This window comes from Paenarthrobacter sp. PH39-S1 (assembly GCF_030063245.1).
Classification (GTDB): Bacteria; Actinomycetota; Actinomycetes; order Actinomycetales; family Micrococcaceae; genus Arthrobacter_M.
Window position 1 is genome coordinate 1 of record NZ_JASISR010000084.1, and the last position, 2,931, is coordinate 2,931.

Here is a 2,931-nt window from a genome sequence, read left to right on the forward strand (position 1 = left end):
GCCCTTGCGGGCCACCGCGACCACATCACGGCGGAACTCTTGAGGAAAAGCTTTAGGCATGTTCAACATCCTTCACTTGCGAGCCAAAACTCACAAATCAGATGTCAATCAAACCTTGGGCAGACCCCACACACCGCAAATCCCGCAAGCCGTTGGGCGAGCGGACGGGTGGGCGGATCATCGGCATGGTCAGCATCGATGCCCGGCCAGAAGAAGCCTCGGATCGCCGTGTTCCTGGATCGTGGGAGGGGGATTTGGTCGTCGGCCAGGGCGGTAGGAGCGCTGTCGCTACCCTGGTCGAGAGGCATAGCAGGTTCTTGATCATGCTGGGCTTGCCCGAGGGCAAGAAGGCCGTCGGCCTCGCCGATGTCCTCATTGATCGGGTCAACAACCTGCCGGCGCTGATGCGCGGTTCTCTGACCTGGGACCAAGGCACCGAGATGGCCCGCCATGCCCAGTTGACCGTGGCAACGGACCTTCCCGTGTACTTCGCTCACCCGCACTCGCCGTGGGAGCGACCGTCCAATGAGAACACCAACGGACTGATCCGGGAGTACCTGCCCAAGGGCATCGAGCTCACCAGCCACCAACCCTATCTGGACGCCATCGCCGACGAGCTAAACGACCGTCCCCGCGCCGTACTGGGATTCCTCACACCACGAGAAGTCTTCACCAAACGACTCAACGACAATGTTGCTACGACGGCTTGACACCGCCATCGCTGGTTCCACTCTCTCCTCCGTCGCAGCCACTCTCCTCGTATGGATGTCATACTTCCAGATGAGTGGGCTGAAAGGATACACGGAGCAACACACCGACATTGTGGCGATACTTTTTGCATTTCCGGCCGTTTTGGGTGTCTGGGCAGGGTTCGAGAGAGACCCAGGTGGCGTTGGTGAACGACTTATTTCTAAGCTGACGAGGTTTGCATCTATTGCGCTGTCGATAGGGGCGGCATTTTTGTACGTAATGGGAGGGCTCCAGTTCCTATCCGCAGAATTTCAATGGTTTCTCCTGGCAGCTTTAGCGTCCGCCAATACCGTCGGGTGCTTGACCTCCTGGTTGCTGCGGAGCCGGATCTACCGTGAATTTTCGCGGAAGTCAACGGAGCCTGTGCGATCTACAGTAGTATCCTAGAACCAGTGATCGGAGATGCCCCAAGTGTCAAGCAGATCTGTTGAAGGTACGAATCAGCCGTTCAGCGCATGGAGTCTGGGTCTAGACCAAGGACCGGACCCCCTTGACCGCGAGCTTAACGGCAAGAACCGCAAAGCCAACGCGCGCGACCTTGATTTTGACGCGATCAGGGCCTTGCTGCTGAAACTCGATGAAAATGCTGCTGACGCCAGAGACGCCACAAAGCCGGACCCATCTGGCCAAAGCAAGCCTCGCCCGCGGCTTCAGAAGCGACTGGGACTTCGAGCCTTCTATCCTACGAGCAAAAGACGTAGATCCTTAGGGTGAACTTCTTGTAAGTCGTGGCGATAGGGCCGATTAGAGCGCCCTTCCGACCAAATGGCTAAGTTGCGGAAGTGGAGCCTCCACGGCTCCAATGCTCATGTTTCATGGAGGCCGAACAGGTCTCCCACAAACCCAGGACTCCTGACCCAGCGTTTTAATCGTTGAGTGGCGTTTCGCGGTTTTTGATCTCGAACCGAAGGATGAGGTGCGTGCCTGGGTATCTGGTTTCGGTGGTGGTGAGGCGGTCGCAGAGTTCTCTGATCGCGGTGGTTGCCGGCGGGTGGGGAGCGGGTCGAGGCGGATGGTGAGGTAACCGTCCTGGCAGGGGTCGATGTCGCCGCTGACGGTTTAGGGCTTGCCAGATCAGGGCGTGGGCCTCGTCATCGGCATGGGCGTAACCGGTGTTGGTGCGGACCTCCCTCGCTAGGGCTGAGGCAGTGTTGAACGCGGCCATTCGGATGGCGTGGCCGACGGATGCATGACGCAGTACCTCGATGTCGAAGACGCACTCCAGGTTATCGACGGTTACGGTTTCCATGTCCGCGACGTCGGGCTGCTGGCGTCCGCTCTGGCGCGGTCGGCGACAATTGTTTCGGGGGCTAAAGCGTATCCTGGCTTGTCGCTGAAGTTGCGGCTCTGCTGGAATCCGTGGCGCGGTTTCACCCGCTGATCCACGGCAACGAGCGCAGGCGCGGACACTGACGGTGTCGATGCGGTGGATCAACGGCTATCAGCATGACTTCGGTGCGGATGAGGCCTTGATCTTGTGGTCGGCGTTGCCTCCGGGGTCATCGGGTTAACGATGCGGCCGCTTCCATTACTCTTCATCCGGTCAAGCTTTAGACCCGGCATCCCGGGGGCGGGACATTTCACGAAGGTATTGCCTGCGCCCTGGCCGTCGGTCCAACTCTGCTGAAGTACCAGCGTTGAGGAGGTGAGGGACCGTGAGCCGCTATCGACCGACGCTTGGTGCGGATCCGGGCGCCAGCAGGACCGGTATCCACACTGGGGGCTCCCGCGTCAAGGTGCCTCCCGTTCCCTTGATCGGGTGTCAACAAACGGTCGCGGATGCCTCCAGCCGGGTCGCGGCCCCTGGAGATGTGTGGAGGTAGAGATGCCGAAACAGCTGCTGGACTGCCGATACCATTTTGGTGCTGGGAGGAGGTGAAGTTCATGATGCTGAACGGGCGAGTGATGCTGGACCAAGGTTGGTCGCTAGAGTTTGTATGCCCGATTGCTGTCGGAGGGCAAAAAGAGCGTGTGCACAATGTGCACACTTTGGCCCTCGGATCGGGTCGTATCGGTGCCGGACTGCTTCGGATTCGGCATGTTTCCGGGACTTCCGAAAAATGTCAAGCTGTATGGAGTCACTTGGCGCTTAGCGTGGCTGTTCTTGTTTCGGGGAGGTTGATGCCGACATGGTCGGCCGGGGCTGGTGTGCTGGGTCGGCGGCGGAACCTTCCAGGATTT

At 59.3% G+C, this 2,931-nt stretch carries 1 protein-coding gene and 1 pseudogene; both read left to right on the forward strand.

The features are described 5' to 3' along the window. Nucleotides 1-128: 128 nt before the first annotated feature. A pseudogene (locus QMG52_RS21525) lies at nt 129-710 on the forward strand (IS30 family transposase); the annotation flags it as partial. A gap of 1,229 nt (nt 711-1,939) precedes the next feature. Next, nucleotides 1,940-2,131, forward strand: a complete 192-nt coding sequence (locus tag QMG52_RS21530; protein ID WP_283562441.1) for a hypothetical protein — start codon at nt 1,940-1,942, stop codon at nt 2,129-2,131. Nucleotides 2,132-2,931 lie beyond the last annotated feature (800 nt).

Coding starts and splice junctions, on each gene's coding strand:
- QMG52_RS21530 (WP_283562441.1), top strand. CDS start 1,940: ATGACGCAGTACCTCGATGTCGAAGACGCACTCCAGGTTATCGACGGT.